Source organism: Pseudoduganella sp. UC29_71 (assembly GCF_042693265.1).
In the GTDB taxonomy this organism is placed as follows: Bacteria; Pseudomonadota; Gammaproteobacteria; order Burkholderiales; family Burkholderiaceae_D; genus Rugamonas.
This window is the reverse complement of the sequence record NZ_CP170549.1, coordinates 2,879,135-2,904,545: the sequence shown is the minus strand read 5'-3', so window position 1 is coordinate 2,904,545 and position 25,411 is coordinate 2,879,135. Positions and strand designations below refer to the sequence as shown.

The 25,411-nt window shown below is 60.7% G+C and carries 16 protein-coding genes and 1 pseudogene; 13 read left to right on the top strand and 4 right to left on the bottom strand.

The features are described from left to right. Positions 1 to 9: 9 nt before the first annotated feature. The 9 genes and pseudogenes from ACFJI2_RS12655 to tnpC all read left to right on the top strand — a co-directional run. Complete coding sequence (locus tag ACFJI2_RS12655; RefSeq protein WP_377705343.1) at positions 10 to 621, top strand: FlhC family transcriptional regulator; 612 nt, start codon at positions 10 to 12, stop codon at positions 619 to 621. A 73-nt stretch (positions 622 to 694) separates the two neighbouring features. Further along, the gene (gene mobH / locus ACFJI2_RS12650) at positions 695 to 2,515 is read left to right on the top strand and encodes a MobH family relaxase (protein WP_377705342.1); all 1,821 of its coding nucleotides are present in this window, start codon (positions 695 to 697) and stop codon (positions 2,513 to 2,515) included. Between the two features lie 27 nt (positions 2,516 to 2,542). Further along, positions 2,543 to 4,444: a conjugative transfer system coupling protein TraD gene (gene traD, locus ACFJI2_RS12645; protein WP_377705341.1), complete on the top strand. Its 1,902-nt coding sequence runs from the start codon at positions 2,543 to 2,545 to the stop codon at positions 4,442 to 4,444. After that, positions 4,441 to 5,067 (top strand): DUF4400 domain-containing protein, encoded by a 627-nt coding sequence (locus ACFJI2_RS12640; protein WP_377705340.1) that lies wholly within the window; start codon positions 4,441 to 4,443, stop codon positions 5,065 to 5,067. Before traD ends, ACFJI2_RS12640 begins: the two co-directional genes overlap by 4 nt. 473 nt (positions 5,068 to 5,540) lie before the next feature. After that, complete coding sequence (locus ACFJI2_RS12635) at positions 5,541 to 5,768, top strand: hypothetical protein (protein ID WP_377705339.1); 228 nt, start codon at positions 5,541 to 5,543, stop codon at positions 5,766 to 5,768. After that, entirely contained in the window at positions 5,768 to 7,813 is a 2,046-nt protein-coding gene (locus ACFJI2_RS12630) for an N-6 DNA methylase (protein ID WP_377705338.1), read from the top strand. The genes ACFJI2_RS12635 and ACFJI2_RS12630 overlap by 1 nt, the downstream gene beginning before the upstream one ends. Further along, on the top strand, positions 7,810 to 9,147 hold the full coding sequence (locus ACFJI2_RS12625; protein WP_377705337.1) for a restriction endonuclease subunit S: 1,338 nt from the start codon (positions 7,810 to 7,812) through the stop codon (positions 9,145 to 9,147). The genes ACFJI2_RS12630 and ACFJI2_RS12625 overlap by 4 nt, the downstream gene beginning before the upstream one ends. A gap of 23 nt (positions 9,148 to 9,170) precedes the next feature. After that, positions 9,171 to 12,278: a type I restriction endonuclease subunit R gene (locus tag ACFJI2_RS12620; protein ID WP_377705336.1), complete on the top strand. Its 3,108-nt coding sequence runs from the start codon at positions 9,171 to 9,173 to the stop codon at positions 12,276 to 12,278. Between the two features lie 95 nt (positions 12,279 to 12,373). Beyond that, a pseudogene (gene tnpC / locus ACFJI2_RS12615) lies at positions 12,374 to 13,565 on the top strand (IS66 family transposase); the annotation flags it as partial. 202 nt (positions 13,566 to 13,767) lie between these two features. On the opposite strand, the gene ACFJI2_RS12610 reads toward tnpC, so the two are convergent. From ACFJI2_RS12610 to imuA, 4 genes are all read right to left on the bottom strand, one after another. Then, positions 13,768 to 14,565 (bottom strand): SOS response-associated peptidase family protein, encoded by a 798-nt coding sequence (locus ACFJI2_RS12610; protein ID WP_377705335.1) that lies wholly within the window; start codon positions 14,563 to 14,565, stop codon positions 13,768 to 13,770. Between the two features lie 183 nt (positions 14,566 to 14,748). Beyond that, positions 14,749 to 17,919 carry an error-prone DNA polymerase gene (locus tag ACFJI2_RS12605; protein ID WP_377705334.1) on the bottom strand — a complete coding sequence of 1,057 codons (3,171 nt, stop codon included), beginning with the start codon at positions 17,917 to 17,919 and terminating at the stop codon, positions 14,749 to 14,751. Positions 17,920 to 17,922: 3 nt separating this feature from the next. After that, positions 17,923 to 19,395, bottom strand: coding sequence for a Y-family DNA polymerase (locus ACFJI2_RS12600; RefSeq protein ID WP_377705333.1), 1,473 nt, complete (start codon positions 19,393 to 19,395; stop codon positions 17,923 to 17,925). After that, positions 19,328 to 20,074, bottom strand: coding sequence for a translesion DNA synthesis-associated protein ImuA (imuA, locus tag ACFJI2_RS12595; RefSeq protein WP_377705332.1), 747 nt, complete (start codon positions 20,072 to 20,074; stop codon positions 19,328 to 19,330). Before imuA ends, ACFJI2_RS12600 begins: the two co-directional genes overlap by 68 nt. Before the next feature lie 609 nt (positions 20,075 to 20,683). Here imuA and ACFJI2_RS12590 point away from each other — a divergent pair. Genes ACFJI2_RS12590 through ACFJI2_RS12575 form a run of 4 tightly spaced genes read left to right on the top strand, consistent with a single transcriptional unit; the run spans position 20,684 to position 25,296 of the window. Continuing rightward, positions 20,684 to 21,838 (top strand): GNAT family N-acetyltransferase, encoded by a 1,155-nt coding sequence (locus tag ACFJI2_RS12590; RefSeq protein WP_377705331.1) that lies wholly within the window; start codon positions 20,684 to 20,686, stop codon positions 21,836 to 21,838. Continuing rightward, positions 21,832 to 22,317 (top strand): hypothetical protein, encoded by a 486-nt coding sequence (locus ACFJI2_RS12585; protein ID WP_377705330.1) that lies wholly within the window; start codon positions 21,832 to 21,834, stop codon positions 22,315 to 22,317. Before ACFJI2_RS12590 ends, ACFJI2_RS12585 begins: the two co-directional genes overlap by 7 nt. A gap of 25 nt (positions 22,318 to 22,342) precedes the next feature. Further along, positions 22,343 to 23,362, top strand: coding sequence for a peptidoglycan-binding protein (locus ACFJI2_RS12580; protein ID WP_377705329.1), 1,020 nt, complete (start codon positions 22,343 to 22,345; stop codon positions 23,360 to 23,362). Positions 23,363 to 23,400: 38 nt separating this feature from the next. Beyond that, positions 23,401 to 25,296 (top strand): hypothetical protein, encoded by a 1,896-nt coding sequence (locus tag ACFJI2_RS12575; RefSeq protein ID WP_377705328.1) that lies wholly within the window; start codon positions 23,401 to 23,403, stop codon positions 25,294 to 25,296. The last annotated feature ends 115 nt before the right edge of the window (positions 25,297 to 25,411 follow it).

The following is a 25,411-nucleotide window of genomic DNA, read 5'->3' as shown; positions in this document are numbered from 1 at the left end:
GCCGCCAGCATGGCCGCCCCAGAAGCCGATCAACTCATTCGCGCGCTGCATCTGGCCCGCGAATGCATCGCGCTCGGTGCCCGCCTGGGCACGGCATCCCAAGTGACCGGCCTGCGCGCATCGATGCTGCGCACTTATTTTTTCCGCCACGGCGGCGCCGTCAACGGGCGCCGGCCGGAATCGAGCGAGTGGGTCCATTGGGGCAATTTGTGCCTGCGCGCCGAAGCGTCCGAGTTCGCCAGCATCTTCTCGACCCTGCATGAGCAGTACCGCTGCCTGCCGGCCGACGCGCTGGTCATCGCTTACCGGATGTACGCCGAGCGTTGCCCGCGCAAGCCGACGGTCTCGTTCGACCGAGCTTTCGCGCTGGTGTGCGACCTGCTCGGCATCTGGCTGCGCAAGGAGGCCCGTCTGGCGATGCACCGCTGCCCGCAGTGCCGGGCGCGCTACGTGGCGGAAATCGGCGCGCCGCCGCCGCGTGATCCCGGCTGCGTGTTCTGCCATCTGCTGCAGCGCTATCCGCTTGATCCTCGCGTGCAGGCGCACTATGTGGCAAGGCGGGCGGACTTGCCTGCGACCTTGGTCCTGCCGGACGGCGCCGGTCCGGAAAAAGCGGCGTAATCTCCTGTTTTTTGCATGGACGCGCACCAAGGCCGGGCCGACACTGGAAGCCCGCCAATTACGGAGCCTTGCCATGTCGATCGCGAACTGGGGTGGACGGCTGTGGCGCGGCGCCGCGCGCGCTGGAGCGTCGGGTGCGAACCCGAAGTCCATCGGCGCTGACGTTCCTTCGCATGGCGCGGGCCTGCGCGCGTGCAGCGTGGAGGACTTGCTTGCCGATCATAAGGATGTGATCGCCCGCATCAAACTGTGCTACGGGTGCGACAACGCCACCTTTCATGCCGACTTGCTGCAGCCAGTGCAAAACTATGCGGCCTACGTCAACGCGCTGCCCGCCACGCGGGCGAGCTACTACAGTGGCCCCGGCGGCCTGCTGCGTCTTGGCCTGGAGACGGCGTTCTACGCGCTGCAGGCGACCGATTCCCAGATCTTCGCAGGCCGCCAGACCATCTCCAGCCGGCGCGTGTTGGAGCCGCGCTGGCGGCGCGCCGTTTTTCTCGCCGGCCTGTGCGGCGAACTGTACCGTTGCCTCGGCCAGGTGAAGGTGCGCGATGCGCAAGGCGACGCCTGGCAGCCCTACCTGGCGCCGTTGACCGCCTGGCTGCGGCAGCGCCGGTGCGCGAGCTTCACGGTGCACTGGTCGGCCGGGCCGGAGCGCCGGGCACTTGGGGTGTTCGCGCTGCCGATGATTGTCCCCGGTGCCATGCTGGAAGACCTGGCGCACGGCAACGAGGTGATCGTTCCCAATCTGCTCGCTTCGGTGTCGGGCATGGCCACCTACCATGAGCACAACCTGATGGACCGGCTGGTGCGCCATGCCGCGGCGCTGGTCATTGCGCGCGAGCGCCGCCTGTCGGGAGAAGATGCGATCGAGGACGACGTGCCGGTGCATCTGGCGCGGCATCTGGTCGAGGCGATGCGCGAACTGGTGCAATCGGATCATAACTGGCTGCCGAACGCGCCGCGCTCGCGCCTCTGGTACGGCCAGGACGGTCTCTACCTGGTGTGGCCGAATGGCGCGGCGGACATCATCCGGCTGCTGGCCGACGAGCGACTTCCCGGTGCGCCGGACAATGCCCCGGCGGTACTGGCTATCCTTGTCGCGGACGGCATTGTTGCGGAGACTGGTCCGGGCCAATCCATCGTGCTGGTGCAGCCGCCGGGGGCGCATGAGCCAATGGAGGCGGTGCGGATCGTGCCGCCCAGCTTGCTGCTAGCCGACGTGGTGCCCCCGCCAAGGCCGCTGGAACCACGATTGGCGGTGCCGCCGGACACGGCGCAACCGCCCGGGAAGCAACCGGAAAGCGACCAGCCGGATAGCCTGTTGGCCGAGGCACAGTGCGCGTCACCGGTGTCGGAAACGTACCCGGCGCCGGCACCCGCGCGCAAGCGGCCTGCAAAGCCGCATGCTGGCGGGGAGACCGGGCAGACGCAACTGCCGCTGCCGGACATCCAGTCTTCTGGCGAGGCGGTACAAGGGATACGTCCCGTTTCGCCTTCGCGGCGTGAAGGCAGGCCTAGGTCTGCCGAGCACGGGGCGCATGTCTTGGATCGGGTGACGTCAGGCACCGGCCAGCCTGCATTGTGTGCCCCGCTGCGTTTGAATCGGACGGTTGCCGGCGTGCTGTCCGCCATTGTGGGCACGTTGCATGGGGACCGTCCGCAATGCCATGTTGTCGATGGCGCGCTGTTCGTTCCGCTGGCCGCGCTCGCCGCGCATGGTGTCGATGCGCGCCAGGCGTGGCGCTCCCTGGACGACGCGGGCATGCTGGTGCAAGACGACAGCGGCGAGGGCGTGCAGACGGAACAGATCGCGGGAAGCCGCATCCCGGGCGTACGCATTGCCGCCCGGTTCGTGACCGGCCTGCCGACGGCGCCGGACAAGGCCGGCTGAGCCAGGGCAGGGGGGGCGGCGATGCTGATGCGCGATTATGAGATGCCGTGGCGCAGCCCGATGGAGCTGCTGGCGAGCGCCGTGTGGTGCGCCGCCAGCCTGGGCATCGTGGTATTCACGCCCGACCCGGTGCCGCGCCCGCTGGGCCTGGCGCTGCTGGCGGTGATGCTGCCGATGGCGTTGCTCAGGGCGCGCCAGGGCCTGCGCATCATCGCGGTGCGCGCGGCGCTGTCGGGGCGGGCGATGGAAATGATCACCACCAAGCGCCTGGCCAAGCTGGCCCCCGAGGTGGAACTGGTGGTGTTCGGCTTTGGCTTCGAGTGGCAGCCGGTGCACTCGCAGCGGCTCTACGAACTGGCCAAGGTCGATTACCGCGACCTGCGCATCCCTGCGCCGATGCTGCGGCTGCTGGGCTGCATCGACAATCCGCAGCCGGATGACGAGATCGGGCTGCCTTACATCCATGGCGTGGAGCGCCGTGAAACGCTGCTGGCGCGGCCGCTGCACAATTTCGAGGGCGGCACCCTGGTGGTGGGGACCACGCAGTCGGGCAAAGGCGTCTGCCTGGGCTGGCTGATCACGCAGGCGATCCGGCGCGGCGACGTGGTGATCATCCTCGACCCGAAAAACTCCAAGCGCCTCAAGCGCCTGGTGGAACGGGCCTGCGCCGACTACCGCGAGCCGGACGCCTTCCTGTGGTTCCATCCGGCGTTTCCGGAGACCGGCGCGCGCCTGGACTTCACTTTCAACTGGCAAAAGCCGACCGAAATCGCTTCGCGCATCCAGTCCATCCTGCCGCCGGACACGGCCGGCGCCTTCTCGGCGTTCGGCTGGGACGCGGTCAACGTGGTGACGCAGGGTATGGTGCGCCTGGAGAAGCGGCCCAACCTGATGAAGCTGACCCGGTATATCGAAGCGGGGATCGAACCGATTCTGGAGGAAACCCTCAAGCGCTGCTTCGAGGAGTTGCTGGGACGGGGCTGGCGCACCGAGCCCGACCTGGTGCGCTTGCTGGAAAAGACGCGCAAGGGCGCCATCAAGTCGCCGTCGCCGGTGGCCAGCTCCGAACTGGTGGCGTTCGTCGAGTACTACGAGCGCCACGTGCACGAGTCGCGCCACGACAAGGTGATCGACTCCCAGGTACGGGTGTTCCGCCACAACCGTGAGCACTACCAGAAGATCACGGCCAACCTGTTGCCGATCCTGTCGATGCTCACTTCGGGCGAACTGGGGCGCACGCTGTCGCCCGACCCGTTCGACGCGGCCGACGAGCGGCCCATCATGAATCTGGAGAAGATCGAGCGCGGCGGGCATGTGCTGCTGATGTGCCTGGACTCGCTGCCCGATCCGGCGGTAGCCTCGGCCATCGGCGCGATGTGCCTGGCCGATCTGGCTGCGCGCTCGGGGATCCGTTACAACCTGGGCGGCTACCGGCGCATATCCCTGTTTGTCGACGAGGTGTCGAACGTGATCAACCAACCGCTGATCGAGATCATGAACAAGGGTGCCGAAGGCGGCATCTACACCACGGTGGCCATGCAGACCATCGCCGACCTGGCCAAGCGCCTGGGCAGCCAGGAGGCGGCTCGCATGGCGCTGGGCAACCTGAACAACCTGATCGCCTTCCGCACCAAGGACCAGCCCACGCAGGAATTCATCAACGAGACCTTCGGCCAGACGGCGATCCACAACATGAAGGTCGGCCGCAACACCGCGCGCGACGGACACTTGGGCGACTTCACCATGGTGGAGTCGACCCAGATCGCGGAGGAGTTGAACGAGCTGGTGCCGACCTCGCTGCTCGGAAAACTGCCGAACCTGCAGTTCTTCGCGTCGGTATCTGGAGGGCGACTGTGCAAGGGCCGCTTTACCTTGCTCGATCCGGGTGACTCTCCTGCCGCCGCCGGCAGCGCGCAGGCGGCGCCATGATCCGGATCGTCTCGATTGCCTCGCTACTGGGGCTGTTGGTGCTGGTGCTGTATCTGCCGTCGGCGACGCCGGCATCGGCATTTGTTAATCGGGTTCGGGCCGAACATGGCCTGCATGGGACGGCATGGGGCCAAGCGCATGCGCAGGCGGCGCTGGCGCGCGCCTTGTCGGCGGTGGAGCGGCCGGTAGCCGCACCCTTGATGCCCATCTACCCAAGTGGTCAGGGCAGGGCGGGCACCGCCGCCGGCCGCCAGCTGGACACCGTGGGCCAGCGCATCGTAGGCAGTGGCTACCTGCGTTCGCTCAATGCGCTGTTGCTGCTGGCGGTGTTTAGGCTGGCAGCATTGGCGCAGCTGGCGCCGGGACTGCTGATGCTGGCCGGCGCGTGCCTGGCCGATGGCCTGGTGCGGCGCTGGGTCAAAAGCCGGGAGTTCTCCAGGCACCATCCCGAAATCTGGATCGTGAGTGTTTGCCTCGGGTGGCTTGCGGTATGCGGCGCGGTAATCTGCTCGGCGCTGCCGATCGCGGTGCCGGTGGCGCTGCTGCCGCTGCTGGCAAGCGTGCTCTGCGCGTGTATAGGCATGGCGATCGCCAACTATCCGGCGGGTGGCGGGCGAGGCTGATCGTCCAGCATAGCTTTAGCACGAAACAAAGGCCAGCTACGACGAGGAATATGATCGCCCGGAACTTGACACCTAAGCGGCCGCTCCGCTAAAAATAGGTCACAAATTATTAAGCCAGTTAATGGAGACAATTCTTTCGATCATGGATTCTATTATTGCTCGCCGCATTATTGTGTTGTGGAAATTTCATCTTAGGCTTGCCACTTCGCCGCTCAATGTCCCTATGCAGTGACATCACGTAACAAGTCCACCTGCGCGGTTCCGTCCTCTCTGACAGCCCTGCTGCCTGTAGCCTTCATCGGACAACAGAGCATTCTCAAACGTACGCGCGTCGAAGCGCAGGCAATCCGTACAGCGTGCCAGAAACGCCGTTTCCGACGCTGGCGCCAAAGGGCACGGACGAGCCGCAGTGATGGCGGCGCTGCCAATCACTTGACCAACGGGTAGGGTAGGTGATACCGTTTGTAATACAAATGAACGACAACGGTACAGCGCCCATGACCCAGCCCAAATCCGCACTCATGTCCTTACGCATGACGCCCGAAGGCAAGGCACTACTTGCACTGTGCGCGGAGCGCGAGCACCGCAGCATGGCATCCATGGTGGAACACATGGTGCACACCTATGCCGCCCATGAAGGCATCGCGCTGCCGGCTCCCAAGGCAGCCAAGCCTGCCAAGAACACAACCAAGAAACTCTAATGTCCAAATTAGCCGACCTCATCTGGAAAAACGCCGAGCTGCTGCGTGGCGCTTACAAGGAAAACGAATACCGCAAAGTCATTCTGCCGTTCACCATCCTTCGTCGTCTTGACTGCGTATTGCAGCGCACCCGCGAAGCGGTGCGCGCACGCCATGCCGCAGTGCACGGCAAGGGGTATGACCTCGACAAGATGCTGACCCCTGTCAGCGGCTACCCATTCTTCAATACGTCCAAATTCACGCTCCCCAATATCGCGGAGACTCCCGACGATGTGCGCGACAATCTCGAAGCCATGATTAACGGCTTCTCGCAGAACGTGCGCGACATCTTCGACAAGTTTGGATTCACCGCTACTCTGGACAAGCTGGCTGAAAAGAATCGCCTGTACCTCGTGGCGCAGCGCTTTGCAGAAACCGATCTAGACCCCGCGAAGGTGTCGAACCACGACATGGGGCAAGCGTTTGAAGAGCTGCTGCGGAAGTTCAACGACGTTTCCCCGGCGGGTGAACAGTACACCCCTCGCGACGTGATCGAACTCATGGTTACGTTGCTGTTCAACGGTGATGATGACATCCTTTCCGTGCCCGGTGTGGTGCGCACCATGTATGATCCCACGGCAGGCACCGGGGGCATCCTGAGCGTGGCAGAAGAGCACCTGCGCAAGTTCAATGACCGCGCAACCTTGAAGCTATTCGGGCAGGAGCTGGAAGACGAAACCTACGCCATCTGCAAGGCAGACATGTTAATTCGCGGGCAAGACCCGGCCAACATCGCCAATGGCGACACGTTGGAAATTGACAAGCACCATGGAAAAACATTCGAGTACCAAGCCGCCAACCCACCCTATGGCGTGGAATGGAAACCCGCCGAAGATGCTGTAAAGAGAGAGCACGCTAAGGGGGCTGCTGGGCGTTTTTCGCCTGGGCTGCCAGCCATCCGCGATGGGCAAATGCTATTTTCCCTGCACCTGTTATCCAAGATGCAACCCGTGGTTGCGGGCAAGGGCGGTGGGCGCATCGGCGTAGTCCACAACGGCTCCCCACTTTTCACTGGGGACGCGGGCAGTGGCGAAAGCGAAATCCGCCGCCACATCTTGGAGCACGACTACCTCGATTGCATCGTGGCGCTGCCCACGGACATGTTCTACAACACCAATATCACCACGTACCTTTGGTTCATGACGAACCGCAAGCCTGCCGAGCGCAAGGGCAAGGTGCTGCTGATTGACGCCAGCGCCATGAGCACGCTGATGAAGAAGAACCTGGGCAAAAAGCGGCGCGAGTTCACCCCCGATTGCGTGGAGCGCATCGCCAAGGTGTATGCCGAGTTCCAATCCATGGAGTGGAAAGAGAACCCCGAAGGCAAGACCGGGCGTGTGCTCAAAGCCAAGGTGTTCGACCGCGACCATTTCTTCTATCGCCGCCTCACCATCGAACGTCCCTTGCGCATGCGCTTCCAGGCCAGCGAACAGGGATTGATGATTCTTCGTTACGACACCGCTTTTGGCAAGCTGCCGCAGGAGCAAAAAGACCTGCTGACTCAGACAATCCAAGGCATGGATGCGCAGGCTTCGTACATGGATGCGGACTCGTTCCGCGAGGCACTGCACGTCTCTGCCGCCACCGTGGCGAACGCCCAAGGCTTGACAGGCAAGGCCGCCAAACTGGCGGCCAAATCCGTGGAACTGGCACGCAAATACCTGGGCTCCAAGGACAAGACCGCCGAGCCCACTACCAACGAGAAGGGCGAAATCCTGACTGATTCGGAGTTGCGCGATGCCGAGTACGTGCCATTCAACGACGACATCGAAGCGTACTTTGACAGTGAGGTGCGCCCGCACTGGCCGGATGCGTGGATCAACCACGACGTGAAAGACGCCAAGGACGAAAAAACCGGCGTGGTGGGCACGGAAATCAACTTTAACCGAGAGTTCTATGTGTACACGCCCCCGCGCAGCCGTGAGGCCATTGCAGCGGACATTGAAGCCAAAGAGCACAAATTCATGGCGCTGTTGCGCGGTATCAAGGGCGAGGTGAGCCAATGAAGCCGTATCCGAGCTACAAGCCATCGGGGGTGCAGTGGCTGGGGGATGTGCCCAGCCACTGGCGTGTCAATAGGCTTAAAGAGATTTGCAGACTCCGCCCAAGTAACGTGGACAAGCTTACGGTCGAGGGGCAAGTGTCAGTCAGGCTGTGCAATTACGTCGATGTCTACAAAAACGAGCGCATCACCAGCACTATTGAATTCATGGATGCCACAGCGACCGCGGAGCAAATAGAAAAATTGAGCCTCAAACGGGGTGATGTTGTAGTGACGAAAGACTCTGAGTCACCTTGGGATATCGCTGTCCCGACAGTGATTGCAGAAGACATTCCGGGACTGGTTTGCGGTTACCACCTTACAAAACTGGACCCCGTGCGCGCACAGGGAGACTATTTGGCTTGGGGATTGCGTTGCTATCAGGTGAACTTGCACTTTGCCCTAAGCGCAAACGGTATCACTCGATACGGCCTCGGGTCGAGTGCACTGGCCGATGGAAATATTCCAGTTCCCCCGTCCGATGAACAGCAAGCCATTGCCGACTACCTCTATGTCGAAACCGCTCGCATCGACACCCTCATTCATGAGAAGGATGAACTGATTGGTTTGTTGAAGGAGTGGCGGCAGTCGGTGATTGCGGAATACACGTCAGGAGCAAGCCAGTCTCAGCCCAAAAAGGCTACTGGAAATGTGCACATGCCATGGATTCCATCGGACTGGTCCATGGTGCGCCTGGGGAAGTACGCGCGCATTGGCAATGGTTCGACTCCCCTGAAAGACAACGCCAGCTATTGGGAAGGCGGCACCTTCCCTTGGCTCAATAGTGCGGTGGTCAACCGCGATGCCGTGGATGAAGGCAGTGAATACGTTACCGACGTGGCACTGCGTGCTTGCCATTTGCCTATCGTTGAAGCTGGGGCGTTGCTGGTTGCATTGACTGGTCAGGGTAAGACGCGCGGGCAAGTAACTGTTTTACGCATCCAAGCCACCATCAACCAGCACCTGGCATATCTCGCTCTGGATGACTCGCGTTTCGACTCCAACTTTCTGTTCTGGGCACTGACTGGTATGTACGCTGCTTTGCGAATGGTCAGTGATGGGCAGGGCGGAACCAAGGGCGCTCTAACGTGCGATGACTTGGCACGGTTTGAAGTGCCCATGCCTTCCCTGTCGGCGCAGCGCGAAATTGCAAAAGCGGTATCGAGCGAGACCGGCAAGATTGACGACCTCATCGCCCACACCAATGACGAAATCATGCTACTGAAAGAGCTCCGTGCCGCGACCATCACTGACGCAGTGCTGGGGCGCGTTGACGTTCGCACCGCACCAAAGCAATAACGAGAAATACGAAAAGGACACCCATGGCAGCCATCCATACCGAAGAGCAGTTTGAAGACGAAATCTGCGAAGTCCTGAAAGCCCAAGGGTGGCTGGTGGCTGGACCATTGCCCTTCCAGAAGGGCTTTGCCTATGACAAGGGCTACGACCGCCGCACGGCGCTGTATCCCGAGGATGCGATTGCCTGGGTGAAAGACACCCAGGCCGATGCTTGGGAGAAGTTTGCCAAGAACCACACCAAGAACCCAGAAGCCGTATTCATCGAGCGGCTGGTGCTGGAGCTGGACAAGGACCGCCCCACCATCAAGAAGGAGACCCCGCAGCTATGGGGTTCCCTCTATATACTGCGCAAGGGGTTCAAGGACATCAACGCCATGTTCAAGATGGCGCAGTTCGCCCCAAGCAATCAGCAGAACCCGACCACCTGGGAGCACTACAAGAAGAACCGCCTGCGTGTGGTGCGGCAGTTGCATTACTCGCTGCACAACCAGTTCTGCATTGATTTTGTACTGTTCCTCAATGGCCTGCCCCTGGCCACCGTTGAGCTGAAAACCGACACCACGCAGAACATCGAAGACGCGGTGCGGCAGTACAAGTACGACCGCAACCCCATCGACGTTGCGACCAAGCAGCCCGAGCCTTTGCTGTCGTTTGGTCAGCGGGCGTTGGTCCATTTTGCGGTGAGTACCGACGAAGTACGCATGGCGACGAAGCTGGCGGGCGCGGCCACGCGCTTTTTGCCGTTCAACCGTGGTAACCCCGACGGCATGGGCGGCGCGGGCGACGGCAACCCGCCCGATGATAAATTGGGCTACTCCACCGGCTACCTGTGGCATGAGGTGTTCCACCCCGACGCATGGCTGGCCGTCATGGGAAAATTTCTGTCCGTGGAGGTGTCCGAGCACAAGGATGCCAAGGGCAAGAAGGTGTTCAGCACCTCGCTGTTGTTCCCGCGCTACCACCAGTGGAATGCAGTCAACAAGCTGCTAAATGCCACCCTGGCCGAAGGCGTGGGGCACACCTATCTAGTGCAGCATTCGGCGGGTTCGGGCAAGTCCAACACCATCGGATGGCTGGCGCACCGCCTCGCGTCCCTGCATGACGCCAACGACCAGAAGGTGTACAGCAGCGTGATTGTGATTACGGACCGCAGGGTGCTGGATTCGCAGTTGCAAGACACCATTTACCAGTTCGACCATCAGCAGGGCGTGGTCGAAAAAATTGACGAGAACAGCACCCAACTGGCGAGCGCCTTGGACAAGGGCAAGCTCATCATCATCACCACGTTGCAGAAGTTCCCATGGGTCCTGGACAAGGTAGGCGGCTTGGGCGACAAGCGCTTTGCTCTCATCTTGGACGAAGCCCATTCCAGCCAGGCGGGCAAGAGCGCGGTGAAGTTGCGCGAGGTTCTGACCAAGCGCAAAGCGGATGCCAAATCGGATGGCACTACGGCAGCGGTTGTGGTCGATGGCGATGACGACATCACCGATGAAGACGTACTGAACACTATCATGGCTTCGCGTCAGCGACCGCCCAATGTCTCGTACTATGCATTCACGGCAACGCCCAAGCCTAAGACCATGGAACTGTTTGGACGGACGGGCGCGGATGGTACGCCCGAGCCCTTCCATGTGTACTCGATGCGCCAAGCCATCGAAGAGAAATTCATTTTGGATGTGCTGCGGGGCTACACCACGTATGGCTTCGCTTTCAAGTTGGAGCAGGCAGGCGACGACAAGGCCGTGAAGTCGGGCAAAGCCAAGGCCAACCTGTTCCGCTACGCGCAGTTGCACCCCACCAGCATCGCGCAAAAGGTTACGGTTATCGTGGAGCATTTCCGCGAGCACGTTATGCACCAGTTGGGCGGGCAAGCCAAGGCGATGGTGGTGTCGGACAGCCGCGTGGCGGCGGTGCGCTACAAGAAGGCGTTTGACGATTACATCAAGAAGATGAAGTACACCGACTGCAAGGCGCTTGTGGCGTATTCGGGCGAGGTGACGGACGAAGACTCCAAGGTGCTAAAAGCCAAGGAAGGCGACCTCAACGACCACAAGGAACACGACGACGGCATCAAGGAGGCGTTCAAGACCGACACCTATCAGGTGCTGATCGTGGCATCTAAGTTCCAGACGGGCTTCGACCAGCCCAAGCTGTGCGCCATGTACGTGGACAAGCGGCTAGACAACGTGCTGGCGGTGCAAACCCTGTCGCGCCTGAACCGGATGTATCCCGGCAAGGAAACCACCTTTGTGCTGGATTTCCGCAACGAGGCGGAAGACATCCTGAATGCCTTCCTGCCGTTCTACCGTACGGCGAAGTTGTCCGGGGTAACGGACCCCAATTTGGTCCATACGCTGCGCCAGAAGCTGGACGACGCTGGGATTTACCTTTGGGAAGAGGTGTTGGACTTTGCAAAGGGCTACTTCGACCCCAAGGGCAAACAAGCGACGATTCAATCGCCCTTGAAGAAGGCACACGACAGGTTCAAGGCGCAAACTATGGAAGTGCAAGACCTTTTCCGGGGGGACGTTTCCTCTTATGTCAGCGTCTACGATTTCCTGTCGCAAATGCGTTCCTACGACGATGCCGATCTCGAACGCCTCCATGCGTTTTGCCGCATGCTGCTGCCACGTTTGCAGGGCAAGGCGGGAGGCGACGAAGCGTTGGACCAGTCCGTTCGATTGGCGGGATACAAGGTGGTCAACGAGCAAAAACACAGGCTCGACATGGAGGCGGGCAAGGCCGAACCCATGAAGCCCATGGGACCGGGAGGCGGCCAAACTTGGGACGACCCCGAAGACCGGCTGTCCGCCATCATCAAGAAGATGAACGAGGTGTTTTCCGGCAACCTGTCGGACGCCGATTTCAAGGGCTACGCCACCACGTTGATTGGCAAGATGGTGAACGACCCCACCTTGCAAGAGCAGGCGCATGCCAATGAGACGGTGGATGCCTTCGCCAACGGTGCCTACGAGACCAAGCTAAACAATGCCGTGGTGGACGCCTTGGATAACCACAGCGCCATGGCCGACCAAGCCCTACGGCATGAGAAGGTGTTCAAGGGGCTGGCGAACCTGCTGGTGGAAGAGGTTTACCGGCAGTTGAGGGAGAAGAAAGAGGAAGCGCTGTAAGAGAGGCTTGTCTCCCTCAGCTTTTTGAATACTGCGGAACTGGAAGAACTACAGAGAAGCGCGAGCGCTAACCACGCAGCTGCGCCGGCCACTAGCCGCTGCCGCCAGAACTGCCGCGCATCGAGCACCGGCACAAACGGCGTCCCGCCAGTGCGAAGCCTGCGGCCGCCACCTGGTCAAGATCGGCGAAGACGCCAGCGTGCAGTTGGACGTTGAACCGGCGCGTTTCTTCGTGCACCGCCATATTGGCCCGCTATACGCCTGCCGTGGCTGCGAAACAGTGACTGCGGCGCCGATCTCGCCAGTGGTGATCGACTGCGGCATGGCGGCGCCAGGTCTGCTGGCGTGGGTGACGGTAAGCAAGTTCGTCGATCACTTACCCTTGTACCTGTTGGAGCAAATCGCGGCCCGCCAGCACGTGCCACTGCCGCGCTCCACACAGGCAGAATGGCTTGGCAGGGTGGGCGTGGCGATGCAGCCACTGTGCGACCGGTTGGCGCAGTTGTTGCGCCAGCGCCAGTGCCTGCATGCCGATGAGACGCCGGTGCGCCAACTTGATCCCGGCCAGGGGAAAATACGGCAAGATTACCTGTGGGCGTATCGCTCCACCAGCCTCGACCGGGCGCGCGGGCGCCCATTCTCGCGCCTTCCTGGAAGGATGGCGCGGCCACCTCATGGTTGACGACTATGCCGAGTACAAATCGCTATTCTCCGATGGCGTGACCAAGCTCGCTTGCCTGGTACACGTACGGCGGAAATTCTTTGGAGCTGCATGCCGTTAATGGCAGCCCGGTTGCCGCCAATGCGCTGCAGCGCATCGGTGTCTTGTACGCCGTCGAGCTGCAGGCGGCCAGCTTGACGCCAGAAGCACGGCTGCAGCTTCGCCGGTCGCAGGCCGTGCCTGCTTTGGCCGACCTGCATACCTGGCTGCTGGCGATGCAGCGGGCGGTGGCGTTAGGTAGTGCACCGGCAAGGCCATTGAGCATTCTATCAAGCGCTGGCCGGCACTGGTGCGCTACGCCGACTCAGGCACTTTCCTGATCGACAATAACGCCGTCGAGAATGCCATACGCCCGATCGCCATCGGAAAAAAGAACTGGCTGTCCCTTTGACAGCTCGGAGCGCGCCGTCCGACGCGCTGCCGCCGTCCAGTCTTTGCTGGGTACTGCCAAGCTCAATGGCCTCGATCCGCTGCATTAGCTGGCCAGCATATTAGAACGTCTCTCGACGTGCCCTAACAGCCAGATCGATTCGTTGCTGCCATTTCCGAACTCTACGCAGTCCTAAATCCGCTGAACAGGTGGGACGGCTGGACGCTTGCCTCAAGTCTGCGATATCGTAACAACCACCCGCTTTTGATAGTTGTCACATCCCAGCGGCCCTCCACACCGATAACTAGAGCAGCGTCAACCAACATCTTCCTTATTGAGATCTAGGCTGCGGCTTGCGTCGGGGCGCGGGGATTGGACTGACAAATTGACCTTCAAAATCAAAACAATGAACCTTGCTGGGGCTCGGCCTCGGTGGCTCTTTGCACTTGAGTGTCTTCCTGTTCTAGTTCGACAGCCTCGGATGCCGTCGTCTTCGCTTTAGGGGCCGCGTACGCGTTCAATTCTTCAGGGCGGTACAACTCAATGAGCGCGCGTGCAAATTCCGGATTTTTGGAGCTGAGCCAATCGTCGTAGTGTTCAGGCCGCAGGATGGCCACGCCGCGCTTCTCCTCGTTTGGGCGATGAAACCGTTTCAGCAGGGGATGGTCATCGGCATTCAGGGTGAAGTGGGTGAAGCTATTGGTAATGGTTCCGTCTTCCTCTTCCCAGGTGCGCCACATACCGGGCAGCCCGAAGGGCTCCTTGCTGGCCAGTTCGAGCGCCCAGCGCTCGTGAACGCCGGTCTCCCAGTTCGGTTCGAACACGGTGAGCGCCGGCACAATGCATAGGTGCTGAGCGAGCCAGAAGCGCTTGTAGTTGACCTTGCTCCCGACTTCTTCGGCGCGAGCGTTCATGGTATCCATGGCAATGCGCTTGGGCTTGGGCAGTGCTTTGCCCTCGGCTCTGGCCTGCTGAAGCTTCGCTTCCTCTTCCTTGGTTAGCTTTTTGAAGGGCCGATGGCGTTGCGGGACGAAGCCATAACTTCCGACCATGCCTTTTCGCTGGCGGTGCTCGTCATGCACGATAAACAGCCCCTGGTAGTCGCGATACATCTCTTCGCGCCAGTCCTCATTCATTTCCATGGGCGTGCGAAACCATTCGAACGCCAGCTGACGACAAACGGTGACGTAGTTCACACACATGGTTCCTCCGGAGTGGCTGGGCGCTGGTTGTGTTGCCTGGATACGAAAATTACCACATTTGAGAAGTGCCTGGGCGGTGGCAATGCGCGAGGGCATCGTTGGCCAGTATGCGTTGGTTCACGCCCTCGCGTCCATCGACGACAAGGAACGTTCTCATGCTGTTCTTGAATTGCTGTATCAGTGAAAATCCCGGCTACGGGTGTCCAGCTCGCCGAGCAGGTGGCTCAGATCCACCAGGCGTTTCGCGACCAGGTGACGTACGTTGCTTTCAGACTGCCACACCCCGTACACTCCAAGCAACTGTGCGCTCATGACCTCACGGCGGAATTGCTCAACCAGACTCGGCCAGCAGATGACGTTCACCGTACCGGCCTCGTCCTCGAGCGTGATGAAGACCACGCCGGCCGCCGTGCTTGGTCGTTGACGCACCGTGACGATCCCGCAGCCCCGCGCCAACTGGCCATTCGAAAATCCAGCCAGCACATCGCTCGGGATAAACCGCAACTTCGACAGGCGCTCGCGCAGGAAACTTAAGGGATGGCGCCCGAGCGTCAGTCCGACATACCGGTAGTCAGCCGCCACATTTTCCGCCTCGGTCGGTGCATCCAGTTCGATCGCATCTTCACGGATTGCCGCCGGACGAAGAAGGCCCTTGTCCGGCACGCTGGCGGCCGCCTGCCACATTGCCTGGCGACGGTTGCCTGACAGGGATGCCAACGCATTGGCACTGGCCAACGCCCCCATGTGCCCGGTATGCAGGTTGGCTCGGGCCGCCAGGTCGGCCGTGCTGTTGAAGGGTTCGATGGCACGGGCCTCCTCGATGCGCCACGCCGCATCCTGCTCCAGGCCCTTGACGTTGTTCAGGCCAAGGCGTACAGCCGGTTGTGGCCCTGTAGTGGGCGTCTCCAGCATGGCCTCCCAACCGCTGACACACACGTCGACCGACCGGACCTCAACGCCATGCCGGCGCGCATCCTGGACCAGGGACGAGCGTGAATAGAACCCCATCGGCTGGCTGTTGAGCAGCGCCGCCAGGAATGCCGCCGGCTGATGGCACTTGAGCCAGCTGGAGGCGTAGGCCAGCAGCGCAAAGCTGCTCGAGTGCGATTCAGGAAAACCATACTCCGCGAAGCCGCGAATTTGGCCGACGATGGAGTTGGCGAATTCAACGGTATAGCCACGCGCAGTCATGCCGTTTAACAGGTCGGCTTCGAATTGCTCCAGATTGCCTTTCTTTTTCCAGGCGGCCATCGCCCGGCGCAGCGCATCGGCTTTGCCCGCCGAGAAGCCGGCGGCCACCATGGCGATGCTCATCACCTGTTCCTGGAAGATGGGAATGCCCAAGGTCCGCTCCAGCACGCCTTCGATTTCCGGGCTCGGGTACGTCACAGGGTCCAGGCCCTGGCGACGGCGCAGATAAGGATGAATCATCCCGCCCTGGATCGGGCCGGGGCGGATGATGGCCACCTCGATGACCAGGTCGTAGAACGTCCGCGGCTGCAGTCGCGGCAGCATCGACATCTGGGCGCGGCTTTCGATCTGAAAAACGCCCATCGTGTCGGCCTGGCAGATCATGTCGTAAGTGGCCGGGTCCTCGGCCGGGATGTCGCCCATCTCGAAACGCGCACCGCGCTGTTCGGAGACCAGCTCCAGCGCGCGCCGGATGCACGACAACATGCCCAACGCCAGCAGGTCGATCTTGAGCAGGCCCACCGCATCAAGGTCGTCCTTGTCCCATTGCACCACGCTGCGCTCTTCCATCGCCGCCGCCTCGATGGGCACGAGGCGCGACAGCTTGGTGTGTGAGATCACGAAGCCACCCGGGTGCTGGCTCAAGTGGCGGGGCACGCTCATGAGCGCGTCGGCCAGGTCGTTCCATTTTTCGGCGATGGACGATTCGGGGTCGAAACCGCAGTCCAGCAGGCGTTGCTGCAGGTCCGCGCGGCCCCCCCACGAGCTCGAAGCTTTTGCGACTTTGTCGACCACGCTCAAGTCCACGCCGAGCGCTTTGCCGACGTCCCGCAACACGGATTTCGGCCGATACGAAATGACAACAGCGGTCAACGCCGCGCGCATCCTGCCATATTTTCGGTAGACATACTGGAGCACCTCTTCGCGGCGCTGATGTTCGAAATCGATGTCGATATCGGGTGGTTCGTTCCTTTCTTTCGACATGAAGCGCTCGAACAGGAGCGTCCCGCGCGACGGGTCGACCTCGGTCACTCCGAGGCAGTAGCATACGGCCGAATTTGCGGCCGAACCACGGCCTTGACACAGAATTTGCTGAGACCTGGCAAAGCGCACGATGTCGAAGACGGTCAGGAAATATGGCTCGAACTGCAGTTCCCCGATGATGTCCAGCTCGTGCTCCAGCTGCGCCTGGACATTCTCAGGAATCCCGCCCGGGTAACGCCAGTCGGCGCCGATGTAAGCTTCCTTGCGCAGATAGGAAGCGGGCGTTTCACCTTCCGGGACCAGTTCATGCGGATACTCATAACGCAACTCGTCGAGGGAGAAGTTGCAAAGCTGCGCCAGGCGCACGGACTCATCCAAGGCCTCGCGGGGGTAGAGGTTGCCCAGTCGCACGCGCGAGCGCAGGTGCTGCTCGGCGTTCGGTGGCAGCTTATAGCCGCATTGCGCCACAGGCACCCCGTGCCGGATGGCCGTCATGGTGTCGTGGATAGGCTTATAGGAGCGCACATGCATGGCCACATCGCCCGTGGCGACGATGGGCATGCTGAACTCGTCCGACAAGGCCTGCACCAGCTGGCGGTGCTTCGCATCCTTATTCCTGTGGTGCAGGGTCAGTGCGATGCGCACCCGGCCTGGTGCGCATTGCACCAGCCACGCCGCCTGCCGCGTCACTTCCTCGTAGGCGCCGCAGTATTGGGGGGCGAGGATGAACTGGCAGTCGGGCAGGCCGCGCAGATGCACTAGGTCGCCGACCGGCGTGGCGATATCACGGGGCCGAACCAGGTAGTGCCCCTTTTCGGCACGCATCCGTCCGACCGTGATCAGTTCACTGAGGTTGCCGTACCCATTGCGGTTCATCGCGATGATGATGATACGGAACGGGGCACTGCCGTCTTCGGGCGTCACGTCGAGTTGGCTGCCGATGAGCAGCTGCAGGCCCAACTCTTTCGCGGTGACATGGGCGCGCACGACACCGGCCAGTGAACACTCGTCGGTAATGGCCAGCGCCAGGTACCCAAGTTGATGGGCGCGCTCAACCAGCTGCTCGGGAGCGGACGCGCCGCGCAGAAAGGAAAAATGGGTATAGCATTGCAGCTCCACGTAATCTGGCAGCCCGGCCGCGGCGGCTGTTGGTCTGGATGGAATGGTGTGCATGGGTCACGCAAACAGCCCATGCAAGTACCACCGGGGGTCTTCGGCGACGCGCTCAAAATAGATCCAGTAGCACGCGGCATTGGCCGCTTGCGCAATGTAGTAGTCACGCGCGGCGACCTGGTCGTTCCACCAGCCTGCCTCCAGGCGTTCGGGCCCATCGATGATTTTTAGCGGGCTGACATAGAACGGACGCTCGTCACGCATCAGCAGCCTGATAGGCTTTGGCAAAAGCCAGAAGGGCCGGCCCTCCAGAATTTCTTCGATCTGTGTTTTCGGACGTTTCGCCGTCGCCGGCATCCACGCGTTGCACACCTCGGGCCGGTAGTCCTCCAGGTCGGCGGGCACCAGCACATTGTCAGCGCCCAGCCTGGCCGTCAACAGCTCAAGCAGGCGTGCGTAGTCCTGCGGTGATCCGCCGGGTTCAGGGAACAGGCTTGCGTTTGGCGGCAGCATCGATTCAATCTTCACCGCATCGAGCCGCAGTGCGATCACGGGCCGTTCTAATATTGTTTTTGCCAGGCGCTCCTTGAGCAGGCGTAACAGATGGGCCTCGTGCCATACCGGCTCGGCGAGTGCCACCTCCAGTACCGTTGGCGCGATCGCGCAATGACCGCGCTCATGCTCCAGGGCGAGCGTGAATACCCGCACAGCACGTTGCAGCGAGGCGAGCCAGCCAACGAGTTGCAGGATGAGTCCGGTGGCGCCGTGCAGCAGCGCTTCGGCGTTCTCAACACGGTCGAAGGTTTCGATGCGGGCGGAGAAATGCAGGGGCGGCTTGATCCATTCGTGCATCTCGGGCGCTTCGCCGTAGGCGCGGTCCAGCGCCGCCAAGAGCTCCTTGCTGGTGCGACGAAGAAGACCCGCACGCGGAAGCCTTCGCAAGGCACCGATCCGCTTGGCGCCGATGTCGCTCAGCCAATCATGGAACGTGACAGCGGCCGGCACCAGAGCGCATGGCAGCAAGTCCAGCCGTTGCTGCATGGTCGCCACGGACAGGACGCGGCGGCGGAACACGACACTTTTCATCCGGGCGCTACGGGCGAGCAGCCATGCGCCCTCAGCCGTTGGGGCCGCCCCGAGCCGCACGGTAAAGCCCAGCGCTTCGATGCTTTTCGTCACACGTGCGCATAAAGCGTGGGGACCGCGAAAGAGCGCGAGGCTCGCACTGACCTCCAACAGCACCGAGAAATCCGGTTGAAACGTGACTTCCGGCGTGTACTGCATCATCGCGGTAGCGATGGCATTCAGGGCAAGGTCCTCTTTGGCAAGGTCGCGTTCAAGAATAGCCGTATCCGGCGATACAGCCATCACGCCTCCGCTGCGCATGCCAAGCTTCACACCCGTCTGGCTGGCTTCCATCGACATGGATACGACTATACCTTTGTCGGTTACTGCATACAGCCCCGGCTCAGACCAACAAGGGCGCAGCGACTCGAGTGGGAGAAGTGGCAGGTGTGCGCTGAGCAGGAGTTTCATGTTCTTTGTCCCACAGCTGGCGACCAGCGGGCATATCAATCAGGGGTACGAAAATAGGGGATTCACAATGCGGGCCCCGTCGCTTGATGATGTCCACCGAGATGCCACCGAGCGCGGGCCGCAGCGCAAGACGCAGCGGTGAAGGGGACGCGTCGGCGGCCGCAGTCAGTGGTCGAACCAGCCATAGCCAGGTATCCGTGGACTGCGCGGCCAGGTTGAGGCGCCGCAGTGCTTCGGGGCGCACGTTCGACTGCCAAAGCACAACGCCACCGCAACTTCCGTTCTTCAGGATTTGCTCCGCTGACCAGAGCGCATCTGCCGAGTTCTGAGGGCGAAGCCAAAGTACGTTCTGTTCATTCATCCGCCACGACCGGCATGCCATCGCGTGGGGAAGATACGGCGGCTGTATCAAGGCGACCCTGTGTTGTCGAGACAGCGACGCCAGTGTGGGCTTCAGCAACTGCATCTCGCCGATACCGTGTTGCTGGACCAGCAATTCGACGAGTGCCGACCTCGGCCACCCGTCGTTGGGCAACTGGCTATCCAGAACGGGATGGCCGGTTGTGGTCGTCGTGGCACGAGATACGGCAAGTTCGCTTGCACGCCACACGCTAGAACGCACAGCTAGGTCCAGAGCAACTTGAGCAACAGGTGCAACGGTAAGTGGTGGAACAAGCATGATAACTCCGATACTGTGTTTTTATACAGTCTTTTGTGAAGTATAGTCGGCTAGCTGGCCAACTAGCAAGAGGATTTTCATTGCATAAAAGTAATTCCCCGAGCATCATCTTTGCTTAGGACCGGCGAGCGAGCTCCACGCGTGTGGTGCCCAGCAGAATCTGCTCAGATTGCGCGGCTGACAAAAATGCTGCTGCTGGGGCCACATCCGACAAGCGCGGTGTAGGCGCTGGCCCGTGCCACGCTGCACCTGAACTGGAAGATCGCCGCTTACAATTTGCAGCGCCTTTGCTACCTGAAGGAGGTCAAGTTCGAGGCGTTCTGACGCCCGAAGTCCACCTGCCCTTCCGGAACAAGCCACGCATACATCAAATGGGCGTTGAATGCTCCGTTGAACTCCATCAACGGCTCACCGGATACCGTCGCCGGCATGCTCGTCGCTGATTTTCCAGTAATTCGCGGTGCCCAACAGTTGACGGCTCATTGCCGCAAGCGGCGCCTCGGCGCGACTATTGGCCGCAGGATGTGAGTATTCGAGAGAATATTTGTGAGAGGCTCTGCTAGAATCTTTTGCAATATTGGCACATGCCATAGCCTCGGAACATCACTCATGGTCGAGTTCGATTTTGCGGCATTGCGGAACCCCGAAATGCTGCTATTACACCTGCGCCACGAGCCGGAGTCGGTGCCCGCTATTGCACAAGCCCTGACTGGGCTGCGTGGCAAGACGGCGACGATAGATGGCCAGGCCCAGTGTGCTTGGCACGCGGTATTTAATCAGATTCAGGCCACAGGGCAGCATCGACGCAGAGGCGAAGCGACACTGCACACGCTGGCAGTGCTCGCCGCCGAGATGAACTTGTGGCGCAATGCAGCCGGACTGTTTTTTCAGTTGCTGCAGCTTGAACAAGAAGCGCTGGTGCGTAGCGCCTTGCAGTTCAATCTCGGCGTCGCCTACCTGCACTGCGGGGCGTACCGCGCGGCGGCGCGATATCTGCATCGTGCCGCCGCAGTCCCATACATCGATGTAAAACAAAGCCCTGCACGATCCCGGCTGCTTCGGCTCGCTGAACTTTCGTCCCAGTGCCGGGCACTATTGGGTTCCCAGCGCATCCGCCTGGCAGAGGGTAGTGCCGCTGTCACAGCGTCTCCCTGCGCGCTCAGCGCGACACTGTTTGGTAGCCATCACGCGCTCGCTCTCTGGCGCTTGCAACGTGATCCCGAACTGGCACGGCGCGCCGGAGTTGATTGCCTGTCCAGTATTGCGGCTGCAGAAATTTGGATCGGCGATGCGCGTGCGCACCAAACGGTGCTGGCCATAATGCATCCCGTCTGTGGCCTGATTGGCGTCGCCGCGCTTCTTGTTCCGCTGCTGGAGATCATGCACAACGCGGGCGCTGCGCGGTTCTATTTCTGGATAGGCAGCGACTTTCAAGGCCAGGGGTTTGGTACCCAGGCCATGGAACTTTTGTACCTCGTGGCCCTGCGCCAGGGAATTCGGCATTTATTTAGCACCGTGCATGTCGACAATCTCGGCTCCCGGCGCGTTCTGGAGAAATGCGGTGGCCGCGCCCTGGCATTTGGGTTAATGGGCGCTCGCCCGGGGCATTGCTTCTTTCATGTGGGAGACGATCAAGGCGACGCAGCTCTGCACGCCTGCCTGGCCGAACTGCTGGCCGCGAACCAAGCGAATGAGCAGCTGCTGCCGTATATGGCCGAACGGCGTGATCAGCATCCGGATGCCGCCGATGGGGTTCCATGCTAATCGTGCGCCAAACACAGCTGGTGGCCCTGGGACGGGTGTCCGAGGAGCAGGCGATCGACGAGCTCTGCCACCATTTGAACACCTACTACCCCCAGCTGACGGCCAGTTTGTCGTCAGCTCAACAACGCACGCTGGTGCAATCCGTAATGCAACTAGCTGCAAGCTATAAGTTGCGTAGCCAGCGCGATATCTGCCGCTTTCTTAACCTGGCTGCGACATATGGCTCGTCGTTCAACAGCGATCCCCAATTGGGATGGATGCTCGCCTGCCTGGTCGATCATGGAGTTGATCGTCCTTCAGATCGCCTGGATCTCCTGATTCGACAATGCCAGCACCGGAACGCCATGGCAGAACTAAGCGATCAGCAACGTGCGCTGTTTGACCGGACGGCCCAGCAGGCCTACGCCGCCAGGGAACTTGAATATGCCGAAGCCTGGTTGAGCAGGGAGTTGCATCTCCCGCCCCCTATCGTCGCATGAGCCACCCTACCTTCCCGGAGCAGGCATGACTTTAGGCGACGCAGATCAAGCCGCGCAACGACAGCAGTCGCGGGTACCTGGGGCTGCGGTTCAGCCGTGTCCGCTCGTGCGCGTCCGCATCCGGGTACGGATCATCGGCGAGGATGCTGAGGGTTTGGATGGGATCGCCGCTGTGCTAAGCAGTCCGGATGGGCACGAACTGCGTTCGCGCACTGGACCCGATGGTGTCTGCCTTTTCGATGGGCTGGATCCGGGCATTTATCAGCTCGGTCTGCCGTTGCTGGACCAGGACGCGTGGCAGGTATTGTCGCTCGCCCAGCTGGCGCCTCAGGAAGCACGCAGCGATATCCTGGCTGACTGGAAGCCAGCGATGCCCGCCGATCTGGGTGCGCCGGTCCAGCATAAGATAGTTGATGGCGAGTGCGGTTCGATGTTGGCCTATCGGCATGGCCTGCTTCCCACCACAGTTTGGGAGCATGAAGCCAATACAGCGCTGCGCGACAGCCGCGAGAGCCTTTATATCCTGGCGGCGGGGGACTTGCTCACCGTCCCCGCACGGCGCCCGCGCATGGCCGAAGTCGCTGCCGGCAGCGATGTGACACTAAGGCGCCTGGGCGTGCCCGAGCGCTTGCGTATCCGATTCCTGTCCTTTGACGACTCGCCACGCGCGGGCCTGTCCTATCTCCTGACCGTGGAAAGCGAAAGCGGCGCAGTGGTCCCTGTTCGCAGCGGGCTAACGGACGAGGATGGCTTTGTTGACGCCGGCATACCGCCCGACGCCGTTACCGCAGAAATCGTACTCGGGTACGGCAATCAGCGGGAGACGCATCGGTTTGCACTTGGTAAAGCCGCGCCGATCACCACGGTGCAAGGCTGGCAGACCAGACTGGCGAACCTTGGCTACTACACCGGCGATCACAGCGGCGTGCTTAACCCCGGAACCAAGCTGGCCATCGCACAATTTCAGCGCGACCGTGCCTTGCCACCGAGCGGAGAAATGGATGGCCCAACCGCCGCGTCGCTGGCCGCATTTTCGTTGTCCTGATTTTTCTTGATCCATCCGATGCGAGCGACGGAACTCTAATGGCAACCCCAAGCACTCTCAAGTCGCCGGATAGGCTGTACAAGTCGTCCAGCAGCGATTTAGGCCCCCTCTCGCTTCAAACGCAGTCTCCTGCAAAGGGCGTAGGTCGTTGGGAGCCATCAACTGTCAAAGTCGCAAAAAGCCATTTGCGCGTCATGTGCTGGAATGTGATTGACGTTGGCGGCGGCATCGGCGGCATTTGGAAGCCTTTGCCTGATATGGAGCGGTTTGACGGACCGAACGCTGAGCGTTATGAGAAGTGGCGGGCACATCAGCTGTCATTGACCTCCAGCGATAGAGGTCCGCTCCGAGGGGGAATGGATGGCGACCTGGAGAAAAATTGGTTGAGGTGGTTGCACCTCGCCGACCTCGCGCGACACATCGTCACCTGCGACGCGCATGTCACCGTGCTGTTGGAAATTCTGACCAGCAACAAAGGAGGTGGGGCCTTTGATCCGACAACTGCGAACAACCGGATGGCGCTTGAGGTCCTGATTGGTATTGCGGAAGGCAGTCGCTTCGGCGCGGTCCAGGCGAAGTTAGAAGACTATCTCGTGCGGTTGGATGAGAAAATTGAGAGGGAGCGCCATTATTATCTCGAAGATTTTTACATTAATGAGAAACCGTGCCGTATAAGCGAGGCCAGGGAAATGCTGAAAGATGATCTGGCGTCGTTCTATAAGCAGAGATTGACGGAGCTGAGAACCGAGGGGAAGGGACTTGGCGAGAAGCTTCCTCCTGCATCAAGTACTGGAGCCGTGCTATACGATTTTCACGCCATGTTATTCTCCAATGACGTGAAAGATTGCGCGGCCAAACTCATGAACTTCATGAAAGTAATGAATCCGGATACAGTCACCAGCAGCAACTCCACCGTGACCTCGCCCAGTTCAGTTGCCATGGTGGACACAGATGAGGTAGAGTATGGCTTGCAGGTACTTGAGTCTCTCAACAAGATACTCGCGGAAGTCTACCTTGACCCGGAATGGAAATTCATCGCGGCAGACGATGCGCAGGGCGAAACGATCGCCGTTTGCGTGCGCAAAAGTTGGACACTTCATGGCGACATCGTCAAGCATGGCACGGGTGACAAGTATCGTCCCATGTATCAGTTTTCGCTGACCAACGGTACTCACCAAGCGGTCGTACACGCTGCCCATGCTCCCGCGCCTAGCCATCTTCCCGAGTCTTGTGGCTGGTATGCGACCCAGGGCAAGCGCGTGCGGGCCGCACGGGAGGTGGATACGACATCCGTGTTGCACGTCATGTGCGGCGACTTCAATCTCGACGACACCGAGCCCGCGGCACAGGCGATTCAATCCACTTTCTTTGCCGGTATGCTCCCCCCGCTTGAACAGCATAAGAATATGCTGAGCTCCTTTGCCTTGACAGAGAAGTTGAGTGATCTCAGACAGCAAAAAATAGCAAAAGAGAGGGCTGAACTAGCCGGACTAAGCGGGCGCCGAGTCTTCGCATGTGCATACGACAAGGCCCTATTGGTGGGGCTGCCCAAAGTCGGATTTACCTGCACTTACAACATGGATATAGCGCCAACCTGGAAAACACTCGACGACGGTCGCCGCTATAGCGACCACGCCTGGGTAGTCGGCGACTATGAATTTTTCGAGGGTATAGCTGACATGCTGCCGATGGACCGCGACTGGGTAGGTAATCTGCCGGGCACAAGCGTGCCCAGCCCATCCAGCATCTCAAGCACAACAACCCCGAGCAGTACTGGCACGCTATCGCTATCCAGCAGGACCATCTCGCTCAATCGGTCAAGTACACGATCGTCGGACATCTCGAGTACATCAAGTACATCGAGCACCGCGCAAGGCCCGGACCCCGAACGTAAACTAGCAGAGGTCGCAAAGAGTGAAACATCCACCGACTAGGCCGAACTCAAAATGAGGGCCAAATTCCTTCCATTCCAAGGTGTCGACTTAGCGCGGAGCCGATACGATTATCGCATCAAGTCCCAATGCAAGTATTCATCGGGAGGTGCACACC